The sequence below is a fragment of the Corynebacterium sp. Marseille-P3884 genome, assembly GCF_017942225.1.
Classification (GTDB): domain Bacteria; phylum Actinomycetota; class Actinomycetes; order Mycobacteriales; family Mycobacteriaceae; genus Corynebacterium.
This window is the reverse complement of record NZ_JAGKSD010000019.1, coordinates 22,473-46,044: the sequence shown is the minus strand read 5'-3', so window position 1 is coordinate 46,044 and position 23,572 is coordinate 22,473. Positions and strand designations below refer to the sequence as shown.

The 23,572-nt window shown below is 64.5% G+C and carries 23 protein-coding genes; 9 read left to right on the top strand and 14 right to left on the bottom strand.

Annotated elements, in window-relative coordinates:
• Positions 1-305 precede the first annotated feature (305 nt).
• The 3 genes from J5Y21_RS10505 (at position 306) to recR (ending at position 2,458) form a co-directional block, all read left to right on the top strand.
• Positions 306-1,373, top strand: a complete 1,068-nt coding sequence (locus tag J5Y21_RS10505) for a hypothetical protein (protein ID WP_210575468.1) — start codon at positions 306-308, stop codon at positions 1,371-1,373.
• Positions 1,374-1,463: 90 nt separating this feature from the next.
• On the top strand, positions 1,464-1,823 hold the full coding sequence (locus J5Y21_RS10500; RefSeq protein ID WP_210575466.1) for a YbaB/EbfC family nucleoid-associated protein: 360 nt from the start codon (positions 1,464-1,466) through the stop codon (positions 1,821-1,823).
• An 8-nt stretch (positions 1,824-1,831) separates the two neighbouring features.
• Entirely contained in the window at positions 1,832-2,458 is a 627-nt protein-coding gene (recR, locus tag J5Y21_RS10495) for a recombination mediator RecR (RefSeq protein ID WP_210575461.1), read from the top strand.
• Positions 2,459-2,520: 62 nt separating this feature from the next.
• Here recR and J5Y21_RS10490 read toward each other — a convergent pair whose 3' ends face one another.
• The 6 genes from J5Y21_RS10490 to J5Y21_RS10465 all read right to left on the bottom strand — a co-directional run bounded on the left by J5Y21_RS10490 (position 2,521) and on the right by J5Y21_RS10465 (position 9,699).
• Positions 2,521-3,249, bottom strand: a complete 729-nt coding sequence (locus J5Y21_RS10490; RefSeq protein ID WP_210575459.1) for a glutamine amidotransferase — start codon at positions 3,247-3,249, stop codon at positions 2,521-2,523.
• Entirely contained in the window at positions 3,242-4,552 is a 1,311-nt protein-coding gene (locus J5Y21_RS10485; RefSeq protein WP_210575457.1) for a Mur ligase family protein, read from the bottom strand. Before J5Y21_RS10485 ends, J5Y21_RS10490 begins: the two co-directional genes overlap by 8 nt.
• An 86-nt stretch (positions 4,553-4,638) precedes the next feature.
• Positions 4,639-5,718, bottom strand: coding sequence for a DNA polymerase III subunit epsilon (locus J5Y21_RS10480; RefSeq protein WP_246875163.1), 1,080 nt, complete (start codon positions 5,716-5,718; stop codon positions 4,639-4,641).
• Positions 5,712-6,731, bottom strand: coding sequence for a hypothetical protein (locus tag J5Y21_RS10475; RefSeq protein ID WP_210575445.1), 1,020 nt, complete (start codon positions 6,729-6,731; stop codon positions 5,712-5,714). Before J5Y21_RS10475 ends, J5Y21_RS10480 begins: the two co-directional genes overlap by 7 nt.
• 59 nt (positions 6,732-6,790) lie before the next feature.
• The gene (gene leuA / locus J5Y21_RS10470) at positions 6,791-8,608 is read right to left on the bottom strand and encodes a 2-isopropylmalate synthase (protein WP_210575443.1); all 1,818 of its coding nucleotides are present in this window, start codon (positions 8,606-8,608) and stop codon (positions 6,791-6,793) included.
• Positions 8,609-8,841: 233 nt separating this feature from the next.
• A complete protein-coding gene (locus J5Y21_RS10465; protein ID WP_210575441.1) occupies positions 8,842-9,699 on the bottom strand; it encodes a DMT family transporter in 858 nt (285 codons plus the stop codon).
• 192 nt (positions 9,700-9,891) lie between these two features.
• On the opposite strand from J5Y21_RS10465, the gene J5Y21_RS10460 reads away from it, so the two are divergent.
• Together J5Y21_RS10460 and J5Y21_RS10455 are read left to right on the top strand one after the other, a co-directional pair.
• The gene (locus tag J5Y21_RS10460; protein WP_210575436.1) at positions 9,892-11,157 is read left to right on the top strand and encodes an aspartate kinase; all 1,266 of its coding nucleotides are present in this window, start codon (positions 9,892-9,894) and stop codon (positions 11,155-11,157) included.
• 31 nt (positions 11,158-11,188) lie between these two features.
• Positions 11,189-12,220, top strand: a complete 1,032-nt coding sequence (locus J5Y21_RS10455; protein WP_210575434.1) for an aspartate-semialdehyde dehydrogenase — start codon at positions 11,189-11,191, stop codon at positions 12,218-12,220.
• On the opposite strand, the gene J5Y21_RS10450 is transcribed toward J5Y21_RS10455, so the two are convergent.
• Positions 12,217-12,681: a hypothetical protein gene (locus tag J5Y21_RS10450; RefSeq protein ID WP_210575428.1), complete on the bottom strand. Its 465-nt coding sequence runs from the start codon at positions 12,679-12,681 to the stop codon at positions 12,217-12,219. The genes J5Y21_RS10455 and J5Y21_RS10450 overlap by 4 nt on opposite strands.
• Positions 12,682-12,693: 12 nt before the next feature.
• Positions 12,694-13,236, bottom strand: a complete 543-nt coding sequence (locus J5Y21_RS10445) for an RNA polymerase sigma factor (protein WP_210575426.1) — start codon at positions 13,234-13,236, stop codon at positions 12,694-12,696.
• A gap of 197 nt (positions 13,237-13,433) precedes the next feature.
• Between J5Y21_RS10445 and J5Y21_RS10440 the strand changes: the two genes are divergently transcribed.
• The 3 genes from J5Y21_RS10440 to J5Y21_RS10430 all read left to right on the top strand — a co-directional run bounded on the left by J5Y21_RS10440 (position 13,434) and on the right by J5Y21_RS10430 (position 15,841).
• A complete protein-coding gene (locus J5Y21_RS10440) occupies positions 13,434-14,993 on the top strand; it encodes a catalase (RefSeq protein WP_210575419.1) in 1,560 nt (519 codons plus the stop codon).
• 168 nt (positions 14,994-15,161) lie between these two features.
• Positions 15,162-15,443 carry an AbrB/MazE/SpoVT family DNA-binding domain-containing protein gene (locus J5Y21_RS10435; RefSeq protein ID WP_210575417.1) on the top strand — a complete coding sequence of 94 codons (282 nt, stop codon included), beginning with the start codon at positions 15,162-15,164 and terminating at the stop codon, positions 15,441-15,443.
• The gene (locus J5Y21_RS10430; RefSeq protein ID WP_210575415.1) at positions 15,440-15,841 is read left to right on the top strand and encodes a PIN domain-containing protein; all 402 of its coding nucleotides are present in this window, start codon (positions 15,440-15,442) and stop codon (positions 15,839-15,841) included. The genes J5Y21_RS10435 and J5Y21_RS10430 overlap by 4 nt, the downstream gene beginning before the upstream one ends.
• A 3-nt stretch (positions 15,842-15,844) precedes the next feature.
• Here the strand turns inward: J5Y21_RS10430 and J5Y21_RS10425 are convergent, their stop codons facing one another.
• From J5Y21_RS10425 to J5Y21_RS10400, 6 genes are read right to left on the bottom strand one after another with little or no spacing between them, the layout of a single operon-like run.
• Positions 15,845-16,192, bottom strand: coding sequence for a Na+/H+ antiporter subunit G (locus J5Y21_RS10425; protein ID WP_210575413.1), 348 nt, complete (start codon positions 16,190-16,192; stop codon positions 15,845-15,847).
• On the bottom strand, positions 16,192-16,458 hold the full coding sequence (locus J5Y21_RS10420; protein WP_210575411.1) for a cation:proton antiporter: 267 nt from the start codon (positions 16,456-16,458) through the stop codon (positions 16,192-16,194). The genes J5Y21_RS10425 and J5Y21_RS10420 overlap by 1 nt, the downstream gene beginning before the upstream one ends.
• Positions 16,459-16,460: 2 nt before the next feature.
• Positions 16,461-16,970 carry a monovalent cation/H+ antiporter subunit E gene (locus tag J5Y21_RS10415; protein ID WP_210575409.1) on the bottom strand — a complete coding sequence of 170 codons (510 nt, stop codon included), beginning with the start codon at positions 16,968-16,970 and terminating at the stop codon, positions 16,461-16,463.
• Positions 16,970-18,499 (bottom strand): monovalent cation/H+ antiporter subunit D family protein, encoded by a 1,530-nt coding sequence (locus J5Y21_RS10410; protein ID WP_210575407.1) that lies wholly within the window; start codon positions 18,497-18,499, stop codon positions 16,970-16,972. Before J5Y21_RS10410 ends, J5Y21_RS10415 begins: the two co-directional genes overlap by 1 nt.
• Positions 18,499-18,888 (bottom strand): cation:proton antiporter subunit C, encoded by a 390-nt coding sequence (locus J5Y21_RS10405; RefSeq protein WP_210575405.1) that lies wholly within the window; start codon positions 18,886-18,888, stop codon positions 18,499-18,501. The genes J5Y21_RS10410 and J5Y21_RS10405 overlap by 1 nt, the downstream gene beginning before the upstream one ends.
• Positions 18,885-21,854, bottom strand: coding sequence for a DUF4040 family protein (locus J5Y21_RS10400; RefSeq protein ID WP_210575403.1), 2,970 nt, complete (start codon positions 21,852-21,854; stop codon positions 18,885-18,887). The genes J5Y21_RS10405 and J5Y21_RS10400 overlap by 4 nt, the downstream gene beginning before the upstream one ends.
• A 120-nt stretch (positions 21,855-21,974) precedes the next feature.
• Here J5Y21_RS10400 and J5Y21_RS10395 point away from each other — a divergent pair, with 120 nt between their 5' ends.
• Positions 21,975-23,570: a hypothetical protein gene (locus J5Y21_RS10395; RefSeq protein ID WP_210575401.1), complete on the top strand. Its 1,596-nt coding sequence runs from the start codon at positions 21,975-21,977 to the stop codon at positions 23,568-23,570.
• The last annotated feature ends 2 nt before the right edge of the window (positions 23,571-23,572 follow it).

Genomic DNA, 23,572 nt, shown 5'->3' with positions numbered 1-23,572 from the left:
CGCCCACCGACATCTCCCCTCTCCCCCTCCACGCCGTTCTGCCGTTCTTGCAGGCGGATGCCGCGCGTGTGGAGCCAGACGTGCTCGTCCGGTCCGTGGGGGGCGATCGTCTGGGGGAAACCCGGCTGGAAATTCATGGTTCAAAAAAACGCGCCGGGGACGCTTTGTCCGGGGCCTGTCTCTTATCCACCCCCCAACAACCAGCTCAGCGACCAGCTCAGCAACCGGTCCCGCAGCCTGCGCCCGCGGAACCGGAGCAAGCGGCCACGTCGCAGGACGAGTCTCCGCGTGACACGCAGCGCGAAGTGCCGCAGCAGCCTGAACCTGAAACGCACATTCCGGAACCGCCGGCGAAAACGGAGACTGAAGAGCCGGCAAGCGGTCCCAGCGATACTGGCGGCGTTGTCGACGCGACGGAGCTCATGGAGCGGATCCGCAAAGAGTGGATCAACTTGCGTCAGTCGGTCGGCGAGCGAAATAAGGTCGCTGAGATCATGCTCACCGAGGCAACGCCGCTGGGGATGGATGGAACGACGCTGGTGGTCGGGCACAACACTGGTGCTTTGGCGAACAGCATCAACTCGAAGCACAACAATGACGACATCGTTGCTGTGCTGACCGACAAGCTTGGCACCGAGGTCGCGGTGCGCTGTGTGGTGGGCACGGACCCAAAAGCCGCGGGCTTTGAGACCCCTGCTCGTGCGCCGCAGGCGTGGAGCCCGCCGAGCGCACCGAAGCAGCCAGAGGCACAGGGGCCTGAACGCACCAGTCCGAGCGATGACGAGGCTGATTCCGCTGACGATGACCCGCATGCCGCCGACGGCAAGGAGCCGGATGAGCCGACCCCGACGAGTGATGGCTCGGTAAGCAGTGAGAATGAGGCTGTGACACCGGAGCCGGCATCCGCGCCGGTGCCGTACGACCCGTGGGCGTCGACACCGGCGAAGACGGTGAACCCGGAGAACAGCGACGCTGAAGCCCAGCAGGCGCCTGCTGCGCCGTCGCCTGAACCGTCCCCGCAACCGGCACCTGCACCGGAGGCCTCCGGTCCCGCGGCTGCTGCGGCAGCGGCTGCTGCGGCGGCAGGTGCAGCAGGTGTCGTGAGAGGGGCGGCTCCGCGAGCTACGCCCGATCCGACGGATGGGCCGAACACTGGCTTTGGGGAGTCGACGAGCTTCAGCAGCGGTGTGCCGCTGCCACCGGAGCCGGAAGACGAACCGCCGATGGAGGAAGAGCCGACGCCGTACACCCGCGAGGATGAAGAGCGGGACATGGTCGACCAGTCACAGGAAGCGGGCACATTCGACAGGAGAAGCCCGACAGAGGTGGCGATGGAACTCCTCGCCGACGAACTAGGCGCACGGCCCTTGTAGGGGACTCGGTACACTAGTTCAAAGACGGAGCCGCAACGCGCCGGCTGCGTGACAGACATACTTACAACAGTCCAAGAAAGGTCGACGACCATGACTCAGCCCGATCAGAACGGTATGCCCGACATGCAGGAACTCATTCGCCAGGCGTCTGAGGTCCAGGCACAGATCCAGCAGGCGCAGGAAGAGATCCTCGCCGCGACTGTCGAGGGCTCCGCTGGCGGCGGTCTGGTGCACATCACCATGACCGGTGGCGCAGAGATCCAGGATCTGTCCATCAAGCCGGAGGCTGTGGACCCGGAGGACGTCGAGACGCTGCAGGACCTGATCCTCGCCGCATACCGCGACGCCCACACCAAGGCTGGCCAGCTGGCACAGGAGAAGATCGGCCCGCTGACCCAGCAGGGCCCGGGTGAGGGCAACGACTTTACCCAGATGTTCGGCGGAAACTAACCCGCTCTATGTTTGAAGGCCCTCTTCAGGACCTCATTGACGAGTTCTCTCGCCTCCCCGGAGTGGGGCCGAAAAGCGCGCAGCGCATCGCGTTCCACCTGTTGAAGACAGATCCGGACGATATCGACCGTCTCCGCAGCGCTCTCGGCGCTGTGCGCGACGGTGTGACGTTCTGCCGGATCTGCAACAACGTTTCGCGCGAAGAAGTCTGCCGCGTCTGTGCAGACAGCGGCCGTGACACGGGGTTGATCTGCGTGGTGGAGGACGCCAAGGACATTCAGGTCATCGAGCGCACAGGGGAGTACTCGGGGCGCTACCACGTTCTCGGCGGAGCACTCGACCCGCTGGCGAATGTGGGTCCGAAAGACCTGGCTATCTCCTCGCTGTTGCAGCGCATCGGCGGCGTTTTGCCGGACCGCGACGGCGAAAATGCCCCGGATATCCACGAGGTCATTCTGGCGACTGACCCGGACACCGAGGGCGAAGCGACCGCGTCGTACCTGGCGAGACTGCTGAAGGACTTCCCGGACCTCACGACGTCGCGTCTGGCATCCGGCATGCCGCTGGGCGGCGACCTCGAATTCGTTGACGAGCTGACGCTGTCGCGCGCGCTGACGGGGCGCCTGCAGCTCTAGATCCAGCGCGCTTCAGCCACGCCGCAGCCCGGCCCGACCTGCGGCGCTGCGGCCCAACGTGGCTAGCGCCCCATGCGCTCGAGACGCAGGCGGTCGACCTCGGGAAGCTCCAGCGGATCAAGCTCAGAGAGCGGGATGCCCATGGCGCGGGCGAGGATCAGGTCGGCCAGCTCGGGATTCCTAGCGAGTGCGGGGCCGTGCATATAGGTGGCGATCACGCTGCCGTGCACGGCCCCTTCGCCGTTTCCTTCCCCCTCGCCGCCGTTGCCGTGGCCGTTTGTCACGGTGCCCAGCGGAGAGGCATCAGCGCCGAGGACGGTGCCGCCCAAGTGGTTTTCAAAACCGGTGAGCGGCTGGGTCAGCTCAGAGGCAGCACCGTTTTTCGCCGGGGTGGAGGCGACTTCGCCGATGGCGCGGGAGGAAAGGGGGGAGGTGGTGGCGTCGATAAGCGATAAGCCTGCGGTCTTCTTACCGTGGGCGTGGAAGCTTTCGCCGAGGATCTGGAAGCCGGCACATACTGCGAAAATGGGGCGGCCGTTCGCGGCGGCGCGCGCGAGGCCGCCGTCGGCGATGAGGTGTTCCGCGGCGAGTACTTGCGCGCTGTCTTCGCCGCCGCCGAGTGTGTAGGCGGCGAGGTCGGCGGGGACGGATTCGCCCAGCTTGATGGGAAGAATCTCTGCGTCGATATCGCGCATGCGTGCGCGCCCGCGCAGGACAAGCGCATTGCCGTCGTCGCCGTAGGTGCCCAGCACGTCGGGGAGCACGAGGCCGATGGTCAACGAATTAGTCATGGTTAGCCTCCTTGACCAGCGCCTTCTTCAGGTTGAGCAGAGCGGTGTAATTCGCGAGCACCTCCACGCGTCCGGGCGGGCACGCCGCGATCGCGTCGAGGGGGTCGTGGATGAGCTCATGCTCGATCTCCGCGTACAGCAAGCGCACGGCGAGGTCGGTGCCGCGTTCGCCGGCGGCCTTCACGGGAATGTCCTCGAATTCTTCGAAGCGGACGTCCCACAGCCACGACAAGTCGGCGCCATCGCCCTCCTGCCCGTTGACCGCGATGACCAGGCCATCAGCGTCGCGGTCCACCATCGACAGGGCTTCTTGCCAGCCGGCGGGATTCTTCGCCAGCAAAAGGTGCACGTCGCGGTCATTCCAGGAGATCGTCGTGTAGCGGCCGGCGACATCGTCGACGCGTTCAGCCGCGGCAATCGCAGCTTGCTTATCGACGCCGAATGCTTCCACCGCCCCCGCAATCGCCTGCGCCGCATTGCCCCGGTTGGCCCTGCCCGGAAGCGCGAGCTGAAGCGGGTGCACAGTCCCGTCGGGGCCGGTCAGCCCCTCGTCGGTGACGGTCCAGTGCGGGGTGGGGCGGCGGAATTCGCGGCCGTCGGCAAGCGGTTTCGTGGCGTACCAGTCATCGTCGGTGCGCACGATGTACCCGTCGCCCCGCGGGTTCGACACCGAGTCGCCGACCCAACCGGGGCCAGCGGACACCCACACCACATTGGGTGCGTCGAAAGCGACTGAGGTGACCAGCACGTCGTCGCAGTTCGCGATGACCGTCATATCCGGGTGCGCTTCCACCGCCGCGCGCAGCTTGCGCTCGATGGAGTTGATCTCACCGACACGGTCCAGCTGGTCGCGCGTGAGGTTGAGCAGCACCAACGCCGTCGGGTTGAGCTTGTCCGCCACCGCCGGAACGTGGAGTTCGTCGACTTCCAACACCACATGGGACGCTTTCTCGCCGGCGAGAAGCGCCGAGATAATCCCGGCATCCATATTGTCGCCACCCTCGTTGGTGGCCACGGTGTAGCGCGATGCCACTGCGCCGGCGAGCATCCGCGTCGTGGTGGACTTGCCGTTCGTGCCGGTGACTAGCACTGCCGGGCGCCCGCCGCCGAGCTGCTCCAAAATCCCCGGGTCGATCGCGCCCGCGATGAGGCCGCCGATCATGCCGCCGGCTCCGCGGCCCGTCGCGCGCGAGGCTTTCGTGGCCAGCTTCGCCGCGGCGATCGCCGCTGTACTGCGCAAACGCTTCAAAGTGCTTGCCTTGCCCGCCCGGTCGCGTGAACTTCCGGATGTGCTTGAATTCATGGGCTAAACCCTAGTTCATCGCTGCCCGGCAAACGTTGAGTGACGAGGGGGCAGCGCACAGAAAACTGCGGCGGAGCGTCGGGGCATCAATTCCCGCGGGCGTCGTGAGCGGCGCGCACGGCTGCGAGAAAATCCTCGTCGGAGACCAACGGAATTCCTTTGCGCTGCGCGTGCATCGCTTTTCCGCGCAGGTCAGCAGGGTCGCCTGTGGCGTTGGTGACCACTAGGGATGTCTCGCGGGTGAGCTTCTCGGCGTAGGTCATCTCCAAATCGAGGATCGCCTGGATCAGCTCATCGTGCTCGGCGCAGATATCGTCGGAGACCACCACTTCCATGCCGGGGCGCAGGCCGGACTTGTTGGTGAACTGGCCGGGGTTGCCGTGCTGGGCGGGAGCCTTCTCGGCGTCGACGCGCAGCTGGGTGCGCTGCAGCCCGAACCGGTCCGGGGCCAGCTCATCTGTGGTGCGGGTGACCAGTGGACCGGCATTGACCAGCGCTAAGTACAGGCCGACGAGTGCGAGGGTGCGCTCGCGGGAGGTCTCCTCTTCCGGCTGGGCGGCGCGCTCGACAGACGCAGCGGCAGGGGGAACCACGACGCCGGAGAGGGAGGCGACGGCTTCGAGGCGTTCGTCGATAAGCACTGCTCCTTGTTTACGCGCGGTTGCGAGCGTATCGACGATCCCCTCCGGCCGCGGCACATGCCCCACCCGCTGTCGACGGCGGCCACCCCGACGGTTGCGCGAACGATTCGCGCGTGCCGCCGCATTCATCGCGCGACGCGCCTCCGAAACAATGAAGCCCCACACCAGCGGCGCATCGTGAACGACGAGCGTGCGGCCGTCGAGGAACTTATCCAGCTTCTTCAAATGGCGGGAGAATTTCGCGGCGCGCTCGAAATCGTTGCGCTTCACACCGTGCGTGTGCATCGGGCCCGGGTCCCCGCCGACGTTGAACACCGCGTGGAATTCCTCGCCGACGACCCCCGATTCGTCGAAAGCGACACCATCGAGGGAGACCAAACGGCCGCTCGACGGATGAATATTCGTCGTCTGCGCAGTGAACGCGGCGAACGGGAATTTCTCCGTCATGCTCGGCTCGTGCTGCTGGGAGTCTGCGTCCTGCGCACGGCAGGATGCGCTGGTGGTGGGGGTGTCGTTGTCTACCATTGAAGCTCAAAAATCGGTTGTGGATTAGGGGCGTTGTCGGCACCACCGCCGCCGCCGTTGCCACCGTTATCCGGTGCTGGCGCGGGGGCTGGCGGGGGTGCTGGGTTCGGATTTGGGTTCGGCGGCGGTGCCGGATTCGGGTCGGGGTTCGGGTTCGGCGCTGGCGCAGGTGCGGGCGCCGGTGCTGGTGCCGGTGCCGGATTCGGGTCGGGGTTCGGGTTCGGCGCGGGCTCTGGTGCCTGATTCGGATCCTGCGCAGGCTCGGAGACGTCCTCGCTGTCGGATGCGGAGCTGGGCGCCGTGGATGAGGTGGTCGACGCAGACGACTCGGACGACGGGGAGCTGGACGTGGAGCTCTTGGAGACCGTCTGGGACTGAGCGGTCTCGTCGGTGGAATCTGTGAACGCGGTCATCTCGCGACCGTCCTCGTTAAGCCCGTAGTAGTAGCCGAGTATGCCGATCAAGCCGATGGTCAGGGCAGAAGAAAGAATGGCGACTGCCTGCAAATTCCTGCTTCGCGGCTTGGTTCGTGCAACCGTGCTGCCGCCGGTGGTCGGTGCCGTGGAAGCGTCGGCGGCGAACGCGGCGGCCTCGGCTTCTTGATCGGCGGCGAAAGAGTCCGCGATCGGGAGTGATTCCGTGGACGCGTCCGCCGAGTGAGCGCGCGAACGCGGAGCGCCCAGCGGGTCGGCGTGAATGGTCAGCGCCGGTTGGTCGTCCACAGTGGTGAACGAGCCGCGAGCCAGCGCGACCAAGCCGCGGGCCTCCAGTAGGCGTAGCGACGGGCTGAGGTCAGCCGAAGCTTCAGCATCGAAGTGGCCGAGCACGTCGCCGTCCATGCGTGCGACGACATCGCCGGCGGAGTCGAAGCCGATTTCCACGACGGCGGGGGAGCCGTCGGGGCAAGGGGCAGCGTCGATAAGCACTGTGCGCTGGGTGCCCGCCGGGAGCCACACGCTGCTCGTATGCGGCGACAGATCAGCGCGGTCATCCGCGGCATTATGCTCGCTCATGCTGATCTCCTCTGGTTCAACGCACTATCCCCAGAGAAGACTAGTACTCACCGCTGAAATTAATCCAGTGCGCGGTTCACGGCAGACACCATCGCCTTGATCGACGCGCGCGTCGTCGACCCCGCAATGCCCACGCCCCACGCCGTGGCACCGCCCACCTCGCTGTAAATGAAGCAGGCCGCGTCCGCGTCGCCGCCGGCCGTGCGAGCCTGCTGACGGTAATCCTTGACCTCGTACTTCAGACCCAGCGAGCGCAACGCGTCAGCGAAAGCCGCGATCGGGCCGTTGCCCGCGCCGGTGATCTCTCGCTCGGCGCCGTCGAAGACGACCGTCGCCGCGACCTTCGCCTCGTCGTCGTCCGTCTCCGCCGCGTCGACGTGCAGATTGACCAGCTCGACGTGGCTATCCAAATCCAAGTACTCGCCGGCGAAGACATCCCACATATTCTTCGAATTGACCTCGCCGCCCTCCGAATCCGTGATGGCCTGGACGGTGGAGGAGAACTCGGCCTGCATCTCCTTGGGCAGGTTGATGCCGTGGTCCGTCTTCATGATGTAGGCGACGCCGCCCTTGCCCGACTGGGAATTGACGCGGATGACCGCCTCGTAGTCGCGGCCCACGTCCTTCGGATCGATCGGCAGGTAGGGGACCTCCCATACCGTTTCGCGCAGCTCCTCCCACGCGACATCGGTGGAATTCGCGTCGGGGCGGACCTTCTGCGCCAGGGCGTCGAGGCCCTTGTTGATCGCGTCCTGGTGCGAACCGGAAAACGCGGTGAAGACGAGCTCGCCGCCGTACGGGTGGCGCTCCGGGACGCGCAGCTGGTTGCAGTACTCGACGGTCTCGCGGATGCCCGCGATATCGGAGAAGTCGATCTGCGGGTCCACGCCCTGGGTGAGCATGTTCAGCCCGAGCGTGACCAGGTCGACGTTGCCGGTGCGCTCGCCGTTGCCGAACAAGCAGCCCTCGATGCGGTCCGCGCCCGCCAAGTAGCCGAGCTCAGCTGCCGCGATGCCCTCCCCGCGGTCATTGTGCGGGTGCAGGGACAAGATGATGCAGTCGCGCTTGGCGAAGTTGCGGTGCATCCACTCGATCGAATCCGCGTACACATTCGGGGTGATCATCTCCACCGTGGCCGGCAGGTTGATGATCATCGGGTTATCCGGGGTGGCTTCCATGATGTCCACCACCGCGTCGCACACGTCCACCGCGAAGTCGAGCTCCGTGCCGGTGAAGGACTCCGGCGAGTACTCCCAGCGCCAGTGCGTGTCCGGGTAGTCCTTCGCCACCGTCTTGATCAGTTCGGCGGCGTCGGTGGCGAGCTTCTTGATCGCGGCGCGGTCCTTGCGGAACACCACCTCGCGCTGCAGCTTCGACGTCGAGTTGTAGAAGTGCACGATCACGCGCGGCGCACCGGCGCACGCCTCGAAGGTGCGGCGGATCAGGTGCTCGCGTGCCTGCACCAGCACCTGGATGGTCACGTCATCCGGGATCATGTCCTCTTCGATGATCTCGCGCACGAAATCGAAATCCGTCTGGGATGCCGACGGGAAACCGACCTCGATCTCCTTGTAGCCCATCTCCACCAGCAGCTTGAACATGCGGCGCTTGCGCTCCGGGCTCATCGGGTCGATCAGCGCCTGGTTTCCGTCGCGCAGGTCCACGGCGCACCACTGCGGGGCGACGGTGATCTTCTTGTCGGGCCACGTGCGGTCCGGCAGCGTGATGTCCTCTACCTCTTGAGCGAAAGGCAGGTAACGCTCGAACGGCATCGACGAACCGCGCTGCATATTCCACGCGGGTTGGTTGGGGTTGCGCGGGCCGTTCGGTGTGCGGGTTTCTGCGGGTGCGGCAAAGTGTGCGTCAGACGGAGTCATGGCTTTTCAAAGTCCTTTTCTGGGAAATCTGCAGAGGGTGTGTGTTGAAAAGAAGCGCACGGCCGGCATGCCGAACTCCGCGACGGGGCGCCGGCCGTGAAGTATGAGGCCTAGAACCCGCCGCGGCGCAGAAGTAGGGCAGCTCCCGGGAGCGCCGACATCGCCGTGTTTGCCAATGACATGTTTCACATCCTAGCCACAGTGTGGCGTCGCGCAACCATCTGGCCTTCAGGTCACAGGGATTTGCGCGACAAGAAGAAGGTGGAAACGAACATCGCGGCGACAGCCAGCGCCATCATCGCCCAGCCCCACACGGTCGTCACCGTGAATTTTTCACCCAGCAGCGTCATGCCGAGCGTGTACGCGAGCAGCGGCTCGAAAATCTTCATCGCGGGCAGCGACTGCGACAAATTGCCCGCGCTGAACGCATACTGCTGCACGATCGTCCCCACGACAGCCGCGCCGAGCAGGGCATACAGCGGCCAGGTGGTCACCAGCTCGGGCACGCCGCCGCGCACGAATGCGTCGACGGTCGTCTTCGAAAACACCGCCAGGTAGCCGAAAATCGCGCCGCAGACCGCCCCCAGCAAAAACGCGCGCATGACAGAGCCGGTCCGCCTCGCCGCCGCGACCGTCACGGTCATCACCACAGTTCCGGCGCCCAGAGCAATCAGCCATTCGCTTATCGACGCCTCCCTTGCCCCCGGCTCCGGCCTTCCCAGCACCACCAGCACTCCCACCGCAATAGTGAGGACCGTGGCCCAGAAGGTCTCATCGATCTCCATCCCCCGGCGCTCCACCTTCGCCGACAGCACCAGCGTGAGCAGCAGTGACAGAACCAGCACCGGCTGCACCACCAGCAGTGTGCCGAAAGCCAGTGCCACCGCTTGGAACCCGTAGGCCAGCCACGCCAACGACAAAGACAGCCACCATGTCGGACGCCTGATCGCCCCAATCGCCCCCGACGACCCTTCCTGCTCCGCGCTGTACCGCAGCACGATTTGATGGCGCCACACGGTACCGACCGCGATCGTCAACGCTGATGCGAACGCGAAGAGTACGGCGAGGGCATTGTTGTGCACCGTGCTCATAGTAGTGGGTGGAGCGGGGCGAATTGCCGAAGCAATTCGAGCAACGGGAAATCGACGCCGAATATAGTCCTATACAGATGCGCGTTTTCTCGCTTAACCTATTTAGCGGTCTAGGGAGAAGTCGAGCCGTTCGTTCCGCGCTGACAACCTCATAGAATTGTGCACGTTATTTAGATTGAAAGGCGGACCAGGGTGGCACTGATCGTCCAGAAATACGGTGGATCCTCGCTTGAGAGCGCTGAGCGGATTCGTGCCGTCGCGGAACGTATCGTCGCCACCCACAAGGCGGGCAATGACGTCGTGGTGGTCTGCTCCGCGATGGGCGACACGACCGACGAGTTGCTGGACTTGGCCGCGCAGGTCAACCCGACCCCGCCGCCGCGCGAAATGGACATGCTGCTGACGGCGGGAGAGCGCATCTCCAACTCGCTGGTGGCGATGGCGGTCGCAGGGCTCGGTGCGCCGGTGCAGTCCTTCACCGGTTCCCAGGCCGGTGTGATTACCACTGAGCGCTACGGCAATGCACGCATCCTCGAGGTGACGCCGGGGCGCGTCAAAGATGCGATCGACGCGGGCAAGATCGCCATCGTCGCTGGCTTCCAGGGCGTCAACCGGGACACCCGCGACGTGACCACCCTGGGCCGCGGCGGTTCTGACACCACAGCGGTAGCGCTCGCGGCAGCCCTCGGCGCAGACGAGTGCGAGATCTACTCCGACGTCGACGGCATCTACAGTGCAGACCCCCGCATCGTCCCCGACGCGAAGAAGCTCGACCAGATCTGCTTCGAGGAGATGCTCGAACTCGCCGCGTCCGGGTCGAAGATTCTGGTGCTGCGCAGCGTCGAATACGCCCGCGCATTCAATGTTCCCATGCGAGTACGCTCGTCTTACAGCAACGATCCCGGCACGCTCGTGACCGGAGCGATGGAGGATATCCCCGTGGAAGAAGCAGTCCTGGTCGGTGTCGCCACCGACGATTCCGAAGCAAAGATCACCGTGTTCGGTATTCCCGACGTCCCGGGTGAGGCCGCGAAGGTCTTCCGTGTGCTCGCCGACGCCGAGATCAATATCGATATGGTGCTGCAGAACACCTCCACGCAGGGCAATAACGTCACCGACATCACTTTCACCCTCCCGATCGCGGACGGGCCGCGCGGCATGGAGTTGCTCACGAACCTGGTGAAGAACGAGGGCTGGGAAGATGTCACCTACAACGACGAGATCGCGAAGGTCTCGCTCGTGGGTGCTGGTATGAAGTCCCACCCAGGTGTCACCGCGGACTTCACGGAGGCGCTGCGCGACAGCGGCGTCAACATCGGCATGATGAACACCTCGGAGATCCGCATCACGGCTGTTGTGCGCCGCGCGGACATGGAGGACGCAGCGCGCGTCATCCACGAGAAATTCGACCTCGGTGGAGACGAGCCTGCCGTCGTCTACGCAGGCACCGGCCGTTAAAACGCACAGAACAAAGATTGGAGCAAAAGACATGACCACCGTCGCCGTCGTCGGAGCCACCGGCCAGGTTGGACAGGTGATGCGGGAGATTCTGCAGGAGCGTGACTTCCCGGTAGACAAGGTGCGCTTTTTCGCGTCCCCGCGCTCGGCCGGCAAGGAGCTCGAATTCCGCGGCGAGACGATCGTCGTGGAGGATCTCACGCAGGTCACGGTCGATTCCGTCAAGGACGTCGACATCGCGTTGTTCTCCGCGGGCGGCTCGACATCCAAAAAGTGGGCGCCGGTCTTCGCGGAGGCAGGCGCGACGGTCGTCGATAATTCTTCCGCGTGGCGCAAGGACCCGGACGTTCCGCTCATCGTCTCCGAGGTCAACCCCGGCGACGCGAAAAACCTGCCCAAGGGCATCATCGCGAACCCGAATTGCACGACGATGGCGGTCATGCCTGTCGCCAAAGCGCTTGACGACGCAGCGTCGCTCACCACCATGCGCGTCGCCTCCTACCAGGCGGTGTCGGGGTCGGGTCTGGCGGGCGTCGATACGCTTGCTGCGCAAGTCGCTGAAATCGGTGACCGGAATGTGGACCTCACTCACGATGGCTCCCTGCTCAACCCGGATGAGCTCGGCCCGTATGTTGCCCCGATCGCGTACAACGCTCTCCCGATGGCCGGCAATCTCGTCGACGACGGCTCGTTCGAAACCGACGAGGAGCAGAAACTGCGCAACGAATCCCGCAAGATCCTCGGCCTGCCTGACCTCAAGGTCTCCGGCACCTGCGTGCGCGTGCCCGTTTTCACTGGCCACACCATGGTCGTGCACGCCGAATTCGAACGCGAGATCACGCCTTCCGCGGCCATCGACGTGCTCAACGACGCACCCGGTGTCTCCGTCGTCGACGTTCCCACCCCGCTTGCTGCCGCGGGCAAGGACGACTCCCTCGTCGGCCGCATCCGCCAAGATCAGGCCGTCGACGGCAACCGCGGATTGGTCTTCGTCGTCTCCGGCGACAACCTGCGCAAGGGTGCTGCCCTGAACACGATCCAGATCGCAGAGCTGCTGGTCTAGCCTTCCTCGACCACGATGTCCACTGTGTAGGTTGGGCGCGGCCCGTCGTCGTCATGGCAGATACCGGTCGCGTCCGGCATTTGGCGGAAGCAATCCGCCACCTTGATGGTGCCTTCGCCGGGGGCCAGCGCAGTCACCACAAGGTAGGTGTTTCCGCCGGCGCCATCGAGCGAAGGATCCAGCGGATCTTCGTTGACTTCTTCAACCTCGACGATGTCAGGTGACGGCACCTCAGTAAGTGCATACCATATCCCCACCGAAAAATTATTCTGGCCTACTTCGATCCTCACTGACTCTTCCGGCTTGAGCACGATAGGTTCCTCGATTTCGCTAATGCTCAGCGGCTGCGGCGGTGGAACCGACAGCGCATGAAACATAAGTACGGTCAGCAATGTCGCGAGAAGCACCGCGAATCCTGCAACCGCAGTTGCTATCCACGCTTGGCCCTTCCTCCCCGTCATGACTTCAGAATTCTAGTTGCTTGTGCCGGCGACAAGGTCGCGTCGCGCACGCGCCACACGGGAGCGGATCGTGCCGACGCGCACATTCGCGATCTTCGCCGCTTCCTCGTAGGTGTACCCCAGCACCTGGGTGAGGATGAGGGCTTCGCGGCGTTCGGGAGCCAGCGCGTCGAGAAGCGTTCGTGCGTCCATCACCTCGGACCACGTATTCGGGTTGTCGCGGCTCGGCTGTTGCGCCGCCACATCGTCGTACTCCGCCGCCGCTTTCCGAGGCCGGGCCATGTCGTGGCGTACCGAATCCACCCACGCGCGCCGCGCCAACGACAACAACCACGTCCGCGCACTCGATCGCGCCGCGAACCGGGGGAGCGCCCCCAACACCCGCAAATACGTCTCCTGCGTCAAGTCATCCGCTTGCTCCCTGCCCGCCAAGTGAGCCAACAGGCGCCACACATCGTCGTGGGTCAAGCGAATGAACTCAGACAACGCCTGCTTATCGCCACGCCCAGCCCGCAAAGCCAGATCCGTGACATACGCGTCGTCCCTTTTATTCACGAGTGCAGACGTTACCAGCCTAAACAGCGATGACCTGCGAACGATTGCTGATTAGCGTTCTAAAGCTGACAGCCCGCTGCGGAATAGTTCAAACAAAGGAATGAGTTAGGGCGAACTTGGTTGAAGGGCCTATAGCGCGTGCGTAGTGTCGGATTCACCAGTGAATCAAACCTGATTTAACGAGGAGGGCCATCTACATGGCTGAGAACAAACCCGCTGAAGAAATTGTGAAGAAGGGCGAGCGCGCTGCCGGTAACGGCAAGACCACCCGCCTGGGTGGCCAGCCGGTCGCGTCGGAGAACATCTCCGTCACCGCCGGTCCGCAGGGCCCGAACCTGCTCGACGACGTTCACCTCGTCGAGAAGCTCGCCCACTTCAACCGCGAGAACGTCCCGGAGCGCATCCCGCACGCCAAGGGCCACGGCGCATTCGGTGAGCTGCACGTCACCGAGGACGTCTCCAAGTACACCAAGGCCAAGCTGTTCCAGCCGGGTACCGTCACCCCGATGGCTGTGCGCTTCTCCACCGTCGCCGGTGAGGCTGGCTCCCCGGACACCTGGCGCGACGTCCACGGCTTCGCGCTCCGTTTCTGGACCGAGGACGGCAACTACGACATCGTCGGCAACAACACCCCGACCTTCTTCCTGCGCGACCCCGTTAAGTTCCCGGACTTCATCCACTCCCAGAAGCGTCAGCCGGACTCCGGCCTGCGCAACGACGAGATGCAGTGGGACTTCTGGACCCGCACCCCGGAGTCCGCTCACCAGGTGACCTACCTGCTCGGTGACCGCGGTACCCCGAAGACCTCCCGCCACCAGGACGGCTTCGGCTCCCACACCTTCCAGTGGGTCAACGAAGAGGGCGACGCAGTCTGGATCAAATACCACTTCAAGACCCGCCAGGGCTGGGAGTGCTTCACCGACGAAGAGGCAGGCAAGATGGCCGGCGACAACGCCGACTACCACCGCCAGGACCTGTTCGAGGCCATCGAGCGCGGCGACTACCCGATCTGGGACGTCAAGGTCCAGATCATGCCGTTCGAGGACGCGGAGAACTACCGCTTCAACCCGTTCGACCTCACCAAGACCTGGTCCCAGAAGGACTACCCGCTTGTCGACGTCGGCTACTTCGTCCTCAACCGCAACCCCAAGAACTTCCATGCTCAGATCGAGCAGCTGGCACTGGACCCGTCCAACATCGTGCCGGGTGTCGGCCTGTCCCCGGACCGCATGCTGCAGGGCCGTGTGTTCGCATACGCCGACCAGCACCGCTACCGCATCGGACCGAACTACAAGGACCTGCCGGTCAACCAGCCGATCGTTCCGGTGAACACCTACGCTGAGCGTGGCCCGATGGCGTTCTTCTTCAACAACGAGGGCGAGCCGAACTACACCCCGAACAAGACCGATAAGGGTGCTGGCTACCTCGACAACGGTGAGGACTCCTCCTCCAACCACACCACCTACGGCCAGGCTCACGACCTGTACGTCAACCCGGACCCGCACGGCACCGACCTGGTCCGCGCCGCGTACGTCAAGCACGCCGAGGACGACGACTTCGGTCAGGCAGGCACCCTGTACCGCGAGGTCTTCGACGACGCTGAGCGCGAGCGCTTCATCGACAACGTCACCAACAAGATGCTGCCGATCCAGGACAAGGACGTCGAGGAGCGCACCTTCGCCTACTGGGGCAAGGTCGACGCCGACCTCGAGCCGAAGCTCCGCGAGGTGCTTGCTGAAAAGCGCAAGAACGCTTAAGGCTTAAGGTTCAAAGCTCAGCGCTAGCTGCACCAAGCTAGGCGCCAAGCACGAAGCCCCGCCGGGCCGCTGCCACGAAAGGCAGTGCCGGCGGGGCTTCGTTTTTCCACGTCTTCGTCGAGACGACGCGTGTATATTGCGGGATATACAGACGGGAAGGAGGGCATGATGACTCAGCGAATCGAAACTAGCGTTTTCAAGTCCGGAAACAGTCAGGCAGTACGCATTCCAAAAGCTTTTCGCTTTTCGACGAGTGCAGTTACCGTAGAGAGCGTCCCCGAAGGCCTGCTCCTGCGTCCGAAAGAAGACACTGTTGCCGATACCCTCAGGCGCTTGCGGTCGTTTCAGGAAAAACACGGAATTGTCGGCGGCCTGCTCGAGGATGTTGACGATCTTCCACCTGAACCAGTCGTCGACTTCGACGAACCGCAGAGCCGGAAGCGTCCATGAAGTATCTGCTGGACACGAACGTGTGGATCGACCTGGAGCGGGGCTCCGATGAACAGGTAATGAGCCGCTGTTCTGTTCTTCCGCTGAGCAGTATTTGCCTTTCGGAGATCGTGCTTGGCGAGTTGCTGTACGACGCGAAACGATCCCGTGAGCCCGAACTGGCGCAGAATTCAGTGGAAAACCTCGTGCACGGTTTTCCCCGAGTGGGCATCGATTCTGCTGTCGCTCAAGCGTATGCGGAAATCAGGTCCTGTCTCGCTGCCAGAGGCGAGATCATTGGGGCCAACGACATGTGGATTGCAGCCCAAGCCAGGGCCTTCGGTCTCACACTTGTGACCGCTAACGTGGATGAGTTTCAGAGAGTGCAGGGGGTGGTGGTGGAGGACTGGCGTCGATAAGCGTTATTGCTTTTTCGCGCGCTCCTCGCGTGACAGCGCGGCGCGCGGATCGACGACGGTGACGCCGTGGATCGAGCGACCCATAATGAACGAGCCGACGGAGCCGACGATCCACACGCCGAGGATGGCGATGACGGCGCGGATGAAATCGCCCACGTTGAAGCCCTCGGTGGCCCAGTCGGCGGTGAGCTTGGCCAGAATGAGCGCGGGGAACGCCAGGCACACCAGCGGGCCCATGAGGTTGACGCGGGTCAGCGCGTTGGGGGCGCGCAGCTGCAGAATGAGGGTCGCCACCGACATGAAGACGGCGAAGAACACGAACACGAGCACGATGATCTGCCAGATAGCCATTAGCGGCGCCCCCTCGAGATGATGCGGGACATCGACAGCGTCGGGATCGCGCCGCAGACGAGCGCGGCGAGGATCGCGATTTCGTAGCCGATGAACGTGTGGTTGAACAGGGTCCAGATGAGGTAGAGGCAGACCATCGCGTAGAAGATGTAGTCCGCCATGACTGCCCGGGTCAGCTCGTCTTTGTTAAGCAGGATCGCCGCCAGGCTGACAACCAGGCACACGGCCATGATGCCGATGCAGACGGTGAGGATCGTTTCAAACATGGTTAGTTCCTCTCTTTCGTGGCGCGCACGGCACGACGCCTGCGGGCACGAGCGCGGGCACGGCGTTCGCGGCGAGCACGATCGGCGGCGTCGACGGGGTCGGCGGCATCCGGGTCGAGGCGGTCGCGGAAGTCACGGTAGGGCTCCCACAGCACCTGCGCGGGGTCGATGGGGTCGTCCTTGACGCGGGGGGCGACGTGCTCCTCCATGTCGGCGAGCCCGGCGACGATGTCTTCGGGGTTCGAGCCGAAAGCGGCTTGGACGAGCATCACCTGCGGTTTGCCGGGAATATTGTCGCGGAAGCCGAAGGACAAGGTGGAGGGGGTCGCGGTGACGGAGGTGGAGAACCAGAAGAGTTCCCAGTCGCCGTCGATACGCAATGGGTAGTAGATGATGATCGGATCGATGCCGGAATTCGGCCGGAAAGCGGCGAGCGCGGTGGAGAGTCCGGCGAGGATGATTTCCTTGACGATCCAGAAGAAGTAGCCGATTCCGTGCAGGATTGTCTTCATTACTGGCCCCCTTGCAGGTTAGCGGTGTCAGGCACGCCGACTGGGTCGGAGCCGAGGACGGCGGAGGAGTAGGAGTCGACGTCCAACAGCGCGTCGATGGAGCCCGTCGCTGCGCTCCACAGCGGGCCGGCGGCGATGAACATCGCGAGCGAGATGAGCATCAAGCTTGCCGACGGCGCCAGCAACGCCCCACGCACCTTCAGGTTCCCCGGGAATCGCTGCATCGGCTTGCCCCAGAACACTTCCCGCCAGACGCGGAACATGGCCAGCATCGCGCCGAACGACGCGATGATGATTGCGGCGATGACCACCCACGAGCGGGCGTCGCCGGCGCGGGCAGCCGCGAAGACGAGGGAGAGCTTGCCCCACAGGCCGGAAAACGGCGGGAAGCCGATGACGGAGAACGCGCCTGCCGCGAACACCCACGCAGCGAGCGGGTCGCGGCGCGCCAGCCCGGAGAGTTTCGAGATCGTGCCGGTGCCGTACGTTTCCTCGATCGCGCCGGCGTTGAGGGTGAGCGCCCCGATGGTGATCATGTGGTGGAGCGTGTACATCAGGCCGGCGGCGAGCGCATAACGCGGCTCCTCCTGTGTGAAGGCCAGCATGATGAGGATGAACGGCATGCCGTTGACCATCTGGTAGCCGAGGACCTGTCGGATCGTCGATTCCGCGAGACCCGCGTACGCGCCGACGAGCATGGAGACCACCATCACCGCGATGATCAGCCAGTTCCAGCGCGGATCCATGTCGAAGATGACGACCCAGATGCGGAACAGCATGTACACCGCGACCTTCGTGTGCAGGCCGGAGAACAGACCCATGACAGCAGCGCTTGTCGACGTGTACGTCCGCGGCAGCCACGTATGCAGCGGGAACACAGCGGCTTTCGCGCACACGGCGACGACCACGATGCCCATGGCGACTGTGACGGGGCCGTTGCCGGCCGCTGCTCCTTTCAGCGCACCGATATTGACTGCGCCGGTGACCGCGTAGACGAAGCCGACACCAATGAGCAGGAAGGTCGATGCAGAGAGATTCACCAGGACGAATAGGCGCGCCGACTGGAGACGGTGGCGCGTACCGGTCATGGCGATGAGGCCGTAGGACGGCAGGAGCATGACCTCGATCATGACGAAGAAGTTGAACAAATCCGCCGTGAGCAGCGCACCTGAGACACCGGTGAGCAGCACCAGCGACAACGGGGTGTAATACCGCGCGTGGGTCTCACCGGAGATGATGGCGAACCAGTTGGAGACCAAGGCCACCAGCATCGTCGTGATGAGCATGATCGCGGAGAACTGGTCGGCACCGAGCGCGATACCGGCGCCGCCGGGGTAGAGGCCGATGACGTGGCCGATCGTTCCGTGTTCGGCGGTATGGGCGTAGAGCCAGATGCCGCCTGCCAGGTTCACGGCCGGAATGATCAGTCCGAGCGCACTATTGAGAGCGCGGGACGGGGAGATCGCCGTGATCGCTGCGACGATGAGCGGCAGCGCGATGAAAACAGGAAGAATCGTGTCGGGAGCCATTAGCCACGCACCCCCTTATGGGCCTTGCGGCCGGCGGTGGTGAGTGCGTCGGGGCCGAGCTTCGCGGCTTGCTCGGCGTCGAGAATGTTGTCGATGGTGTCGTCGTCACGCCCCAGCGCGGCCATGAGCAGCAGGATCGTGGTGGTGGCCATCGCGATCACGATCGCGGTGAGCACGAACGCTTGGGGGAGCGGGTCCGCCATCTCGTCCATCGACGTCTGCGACGGGAAAGCTTCCCCGCGCCACGCCCCGTTGCCCGCGGCGAGCAGCATCAAGTTGCCCGCGTGGCCCAGCAAGGACATGCCGAAGACAATGCGCACCATGCCGCGCTGCATGATCAAATACACCGCCCCGGCAACGAGGATTCCGACGGTGGCTGCGTATATCATCGTGCGCCTCCTTCATTGGTGGGAGCGTCCTTTTTAGACTTGCTCCGCGCTGGGTTGCCGCGCGAGCCGGAGGTGACGGCCCGGGCGAGGTCCACCGGCTTGGAAGCCGGGTTGATGGGCTTGGGACGGGGGTCCACAGGCTGCTCTGCGGCGATCGCCAACGGGACATCCGGCAGCGGGTTTTCCTCGCCACGGTGGTAAGCGAGCTGTTCGCGTTCCGCACCGGGGCGGAGGTAGCCGCCCATGCCGTTGATCGCCATGGTGAGCATGCCCAGCACAGCGAGGTAAATGCCCGCGTCGAAGATGAGCGAGGTGGTCAGGTGCTCCCCGGCGATCTCGCCGTGGATGGCGTAGAGGAAGCCGCCCTCGAGGAATCCGATGAAGCCTGCCGCCAGCGCGACGATCACACCGACGCCTGCGAGGTAGACCGGAGTCTTCTCGCCGACGGCGTTGTCGTCGGAGCCTTGCGAGAGGTAGCTCAAAACGAATGCGGTGGCCATGACCAGCGCCGCGATGAAGCCGCCACCGGGGACGGTGTGACCGCGGAAGAAGATCAGCACGGACAGCACAACCAAGATCGGGATGATTAGCTTGGTCACCTTGCGCAGCGGCAGGGTGTTCAGGCGGGACTGGCCGAACGGGGCGGGGCGGGTGCCCTCCTGGAAGTCGTGGCGCGGCACGGAGGTCGTCACGGCGGCGATCACCACGGCAGCCATACCGAGGACGGAGAGCTCGCCCAAGGTATCGAAGCTACGGAACTCGACGAGAATCACCGCGACGATATTGTCGCCGCCGGTCAGCGGACCGGTCTCGTTGAGGTACCACATGGCCAGCTCGGAACGGTCCTGACGGCCGGTCAGGCCGTAGACTGCCGCGAAGGCCACGACACCCGAGATCGCAGCGAAGATGCCCGAGAGGACCTTGCGGCGCTTCGACACATCGGGGAACAGTCGCGGCTGGTAGCGCAGCACCATCATGATCACCACAACGGTGAGCGCCTCCACCGTGAACTGGGTCAGGGCGACATCCGGGGCGCCGAGCAGCAGCATCCGCAAGCTCACGCCCACACCGGCGGTTCCCAGCATCAGCGCCGCCGTCATGCGCTTCTTGGTGTTCACCATGCCGACCACCGACACAACGATGATCGCCAGCGGGAGCAGATCCCAGTAGTTGTCCACGCCCTCGGTGCGCGGCGCCAGATCAACACCGTCGACGCCGGTGGTGAACAAGATCGTGACCAAGCCCAGCGCAACGACCACGCCGACCGGCCACTTCAGGTGGCGCGACGGGTTGTACGAATCAGCCATGGAGCCGGCGAGGCGGCCGACCTGCTCCGAGGCATTCACGATCATCCGCAGAATCTCGTTGCCGGTGTAGGGGAGAAGCATCTTGTTCTCCAGTGCCTTATACACCGGCTTGCGCACGAAGATGAACGCGATGCCCGCAGCCAACACCAGCGCAGACACGATGAACGGCCACGTTACGCCATGCCACAACGCGAGATGCGACTCGAACGAATCGTCCCCGGTGATGGAGTGGACGGCGCGGGTGACGGGGCCGTCGATAAGCGAAAGCCCGAAGACCGCCGGGACGGACATGAGGCCCGGGACTGCTGCCGGCAGCCACAGCGAGACGGGTGCTTCGTGGACGCTGCTCATGTCGCGCGTGCCGTCGATGAACGCGCCGAAGACGATTTTCGCGGAGTAGACGAACGTCAAGAATGCTGCGAGACCAGCGAGGACAAGCAGGACCGTGCCGTATTGGGTCTGGTGGAACGCCTCCAGGATCGACTCCTTGGACACGAAACCGAACAGCGGCGGGACCGCAGCCATCGACGACGCCGCCACAACGACCGACGCGAAAGTGAACGGCATCTTGTTGTAGATCTTGCCCAAGCGGCGGATATCGCGGGTGCCCGTCTCGTGGTCAATGACACCGATGAGCATGAACAGCGACGATTTGAACAGCGCGTGGGCGAGCGTGTGCACCAGCGCTGCCGCGAATGCCGCAGGGGTACCGATGCCCACCGCCGCCACGATCCAACCCAGGTGCGAGACCGTCGAGTATGCGGTGAGGTGCTTCAGATCCGTCTTCGTGATGGCGAACAGCGCCGACATCAGCGCCGTGCCCAGGCCGAAGACGACCAGGATCGTGTTCCATGTCGGGTTCGACCCGAAGATCGTGGAGAAGCGCAGCAGCAGGTAGACGCCGGCCTTCACCACGGCCGCCGCGTGCAGGAACGCCGAGACCGGGGTCGCCGCCGCCATCGCCTCCGGCAGCCAGAAGTGGAACGGGAACTGCGCGGCCTTGGTGAAGCCGGAGAATGCGATCAGCACAGCCACCGTCGTGGTCAGCTGTGGGTTCGCGGCCCACACATCCGAGGTCACGATGCCGTCGATCTGTGTTGTGCCGGCGCTCACCGCGGCGACCGCGAGACCAGCCAGCAGCGTCAGGCCGCCGAAGAACGTCAGCGCGAGAGTGCGGAACGAGCCCGCCTCGCCCGACGAACCGGAGCGCGCGATGAGCAGGAACGACGCGATCGAGACGAGCTCCCAGGCGATGAACAGCACCACGACATCGCTCGCCGTCACGAGCAGGAGCACCGACAGCGAGAACGCGGTCATGATCGTGTAGAAGCTCGTGTTGCCGTCGTTTTTCGGCAGGTACGACGCGGAATACAGCATCACCACGCCGCCGATGACGAGCGCGAGGAGCCCGAAGAACAAGCTCAGCCCGTCCGCGCGCACCCCGAGCTCCACCACGGTGCCCGGCCCGAGCAAATCATTCGCCCAGGTAGTTGAGAAAGTCGGTGTCGCGCCGTCCCGCGCAGCGTTCGCGAGGATGCCGGCCGCGACGAAGAAGACCGGCCCGATCACCCACCCGGCTCGGCGGTCGATTGCGCGCACCAACACGGGGGATAGCACCACGGTCGCGGCAACTAGCCCAAAGACCAAAAGAAGAGCCATATGTGCTCCAGCCTGTGTAGCGGTTGGCAAACATGTAAAGAGTAACAGTAAATCGACGTAGAGTCCGACCTGCGGTGTGTCACATACATAACATTCGCCACAATCATTACATTGCTCGGTATGAAGTGGAACGCCATCATGTCTGTCGCCGCCCTTCTCGTTCTGGTCGTCGCAGCATTCGCACCCATGAGCCCCGCGTCCACGTGGGTACCGCGCGGTGCCGAGAACGCATCCGGCGCACCCGCCGCCTACGCCGGCGCCGACAACCTTGGCAATGCACGCCGCGCCGCCGGCGACGCCAGCGCACAAGCAGGCTTCCTCACCCAGGGCACCAGCAAGCTCAAAGACGGCACCGAAGAGCTTCGCGACGGCTCCGGGGAACTCGCCGACGGCATCTCCGCCGCCAAAGACGGCGCCGACGAACTCTCCAACGGCATGATCGAAATCCAGGCAGGCACAGGCCAGCTTGCCGACGGCGCCACCCGCCTTGCAGACAACGTCGGCGGCGCCGTCGACCAAGTCGTCGGATTCGACGCCATCCGCGGCCAGGTCCTCTCCGCCATCGACGACACCCTCGAAGGCACCCGCGACAGCAACGATCCCGATGTCAAGGAGCTGCGCCGCCAGCTCGAAGACCTCCGCAAGCAAGTCGACACCGCCGAGCTGCCCGAAGACTGGACCGACAAACTCACTGAGCTCAAAGACGGCTCCCGCGAGCTCGCCAACCAGCTCTCCACGCCCGGGTATGCCTACCACGACGGCATCTACTCCGCGACGAACGGCGCCTCCGACCTCGCCGAAGGACTCGGCGAAATGGACGACCGCGTCGGCGAAGCAAAAGACGGCGTTCAAAAGCTTGTCGACGGCGCCACCAAAGTCGACGACATGTCCAACTCCACGAAAGACCGCATCGGCGACATCCAGCGCGCCCTCCCTGCCGCTGCCCCGGTGGCAGGCTCGGCGGGAGCGGCGGGGGCTGGGGCTGCTGAGGGGGCGTCGATAAGCTCTTCGCTTCCTCCGCTCGCCGCGATGCTCGTCAGCGCCCTCGCTGTGCTCGGCGGAGTCGCTGCAGCCCTGGCTGCCTACGGCGTGACCCGGTCCCGGTGGACCATTCTCGGCCTGGGAGTCCTGCTCGCTGCTGGCGCTGGCACCATCCTCGTGACGATCCTCGGTACCGGACTCACCCCCGCCGCCATCGGCATGACCGGCCTCGCCCTCGCCCTGGGCACCCTCGCCTCCGCCGGCGTCACCTGGATTCTCCGCGGCACCTTCGGCGAGCTCGGCGGCACCGCCACCGCTGGCATCTTTGCCCTCGCTCAAACCGGACTCGTCGGCTGGGTCTGGTCCCGCACGGCCACCGGCGACGTCGACACCGTCGTCCGCGCCCTGTCGTCAGCCATGCCGATGCACTGGAGCACCGCCGCCATTTCGTCTGCCGGCAACAACGGATCCCTCATGGCCCTGTGGGTCGGCATCGGACTATCCGCCCTGCTCGCTGTGCTCGGAGTCGTGGCCATGCGCATGAGTCGCCCAGTTGCAGTGCCGGCCGAGGACGCCGTCGACGCTGACTATGCGGATGCTGGCTACACAGACGCCGACTACGCTGCCGACGATTACGCAGACGCCGACTATGCGGACAACGACGACCTCACATACGCGGGCCATGACGACACCGCTGTCCTCGAGACAGACGAAGCTATCGAACATAGGCGCTAAAC

Bases quoted from the DNA above. Each gene is read 5' to 3' on its own strand.
- J5Y21_RS10500 (WP_210575466.1), top strand. From the start codon at position 1,464: ATGACTCAGCCCGATCAGAACGGTATGCCCGACATGCAGGAACTCATT.
- recR (WP_210575461.1), top strand. From the start codon at position 1,832: ATGTTTGAAGGCCCTCTTCAGGACCTCATTGACGAGTTCTCTCGCCTC.
- J5Y21_RS10490 (WP_210575459.1), bottom strand. From the start codon at position 3,249: ATGACTAATTCGTTGACCATCGGCCTCGTGCTCCCCGACGTGCTGGGC.
- J5Y21_RS10485 (WP_210575457.1), bottom strand. From the start codon at position 4,552: ATGAATTCAAGCACATCCGGAAGTTCACGCGACCGGGCGGGCAAGGCA.
- J5Y21_RS10480 (WP_246875163.1), bottom strand. From the start codon at position 5,718: ATGGTAGACAACGACACCCCCACCACCAGCGCATCCTGCCGTGCGCAG.
- J5Y21_RS10475 (WP_210575445.1), bottom strand. From the start codon at position 6,731: ATGAGCGAGCATAATGCCGCGGATGACCGCGCTGATCTGTCGCCGCAT.
- leuA (WP_210575443.1), bottom strand. From the start codon at position 8,608: ATGACTCCGTCTGACGCACACTTTGCCGCACCCGCAGAAACCCGCACA.
- J5Y21_RS10465 (WP_210575441.1), bottom strand. From the start codon at position 9,699: ATGAGCACGGTGCACAACAATGCCCTCGCCGTACTCTTCGCGTTCGCA.
- J5Y21_RS10455 (WP_210575434.1), top strand. From the start codon at position 11,189: ATGACCACCGTCGCCGTCGTCGGAGCCACCGGCCAGGTTGGACAGGTG.
- J5Y21_RS10450 (WP_210575428.1), bottom strand. From the start codon at position 12,681: ATGACGGGGAGGAAGGGCCAAGCGTGGATAGCAACTGCGGTTGCAGGA.
- J5Y21_RS10440 (WP_210575419.1), top strand. From the start codon at position 13,434: ATGGCTGAGAACAAACCCGCTGAAGAAATTGTGAAGAAGGGCGAGCGC.
- J5Y21_RS10435 (WP_210575417.1), top strand. From the start codon at position 15,162: ATGACTCAGCGAATCGAAACTAGCGTTTTCAAGTCCGGAAACAGTCAG.
- J5Y21_RS10430 (WP_210575415.1), top strand. From the start codon at position 15,440: ATGAAGTATCTGCTGGACACGAACGTGTGGATCGACCTGGAGCGGGGC.
- J5Y21_RS10425 (WP_210575413.1), bottom strand. From the start codon at position 16,192: ATGGCTATCTGGCAGATCATCGTGCTCGTGTTCGTGTTCTTCGCCGTC.
- J5Y21_RS10420 (WP_210575411.1), bottom strand. From the start codon at position 16,458: ATGTTTGAAACGATCCTCACCGTCTGCATCGGCATCATGGCCGTGTGC.
- J5Y21_RS10415 (WP_210575409.1), bottom strand. From the start codon at position 16,970: ATGAAGACAATCCTGCACGGAATCGGCTACTTCTTCTGGATCGTCAAG.
- J5Y21_RS10410 (WP_210575407.1), bottom strand. From the start codon at position 18,499: ATGGCTCCCGACACGATTCTTCCTGTTTTCATCGCGCTGCCGCTCATC.
- J5Y21_RS10405 (WP_210575405.1), bottom strand. From the start codon at position 18,888: ATGATATACGCAGCCACCGTCGGAATCCTCGTTGCCGGGGCGGTGTAT.
- J5Y21_RS10400 (WP_210575403.1), bottom strand. From the start codon at position 21,854: ATGGCTCTTCTTTTGGTCTTTGGGCTAGTTGCCGCGACCGTGGTGCTA.
- J5Y21_RS10395 (WP_210575401.1), top strand. From the start codon at position 21,975: ATGAAGTGGAACGCCATCATGTCTGTCGCCGCCCTTCTCGTTCTGGTC.